Here is a 713-nt window from a genome sequence, read left to right on the forward strand (position 1 = left end):
GGTGAGGTGTTCGGCGACTGTCGCCCGACCCGCGACGGCACAGAGTTCCTCACGTTCTTGAAGAAGGCGGTGAAATCACACTCCGATAGTGACATCCACGTGATCCTGGACAACCTGTCCACCCACACCACGCCCGAGGTGCAGGCCTGGCTGGACGATAACCCCCACGTCACCTTCCATTTCACCCCGGTCGGGTCGTCCTGGTTGAACATGATTGAGACCTGGTTCGGTATCATCACCCGCCAAACCATCCGCCGTGGCACCTTCACCTCTGTCAAGGTGCTGGTCAAGCAGATCCGCGACTACATCGCCCACTGGAACGTCGACGCCGCCCCGTTCACCTGGACTGCGACCGCCGACGAGATCCTGGCCAAGGTCCGCGTCACCCAGACCAACATCCGCAAACTCGTTGACAACAACGGAAATGCCGCGACACGTCAGGTTCCAGCACGGTAAGCGGCCGGGAGCTCAAACCCGAACCGTGCACTCATCGCCTGAACATCAAGCAGATCCTTCGCTGCGGGCGGATAGGCGGTCTTGAACTGGAACATCCGTTCCGGGTTGATGCACCGCACCTGCTCACCGCCGATCACGCCCACGCCGGAGAACGAGTCGTTCGGGTACTCGATCCCATAGATGTGGTTGCCGTCCTCGTCGAACTCGAAGACATGGACGTCCACCGACCCGTTGCCACCAGACCTTGCCATCACGAA

1 protein-coding gene and 1 pseudogene are annotated in these 713 nt (G+C 60.6%); one reads left to right on the plus strand and one right to left on the minus strand.

What is annotated here, in order from left to right; genetic code table 11:
* Window positions 1-456 (plus strand): transposase (locus CF165_RS49750; RefSeq protein ID WP_205661262.1); only part of this gene is annotated, 456 nt, incomplete at its 5' end.
* On the opposite strand, the pseudogene CF165_RS49755 reads toward CF165_RS49750, so the two are convergent.
* A pseudogene (locus CF165_RS49755) lies at window positions 438-713 on the minus strand (nucleotidyltransferase domain-containing protein); the annotation flags it as partial. The gene CF165_RS49750 and the pseudogene CF165_RS49755 overlap by 19 nt on opposite strands.

Source organism: Amycolatopsis vastitatis (assembly GCF_002234595.1).
GTDB classification, from domain to species: domain Bacteria; phylum Actinomycetota; class Actinomycetes; order Mycobacteriales; family Pseudonocardiaceae; genus Amycolatopsis; species Amycolatopsis vastitatis.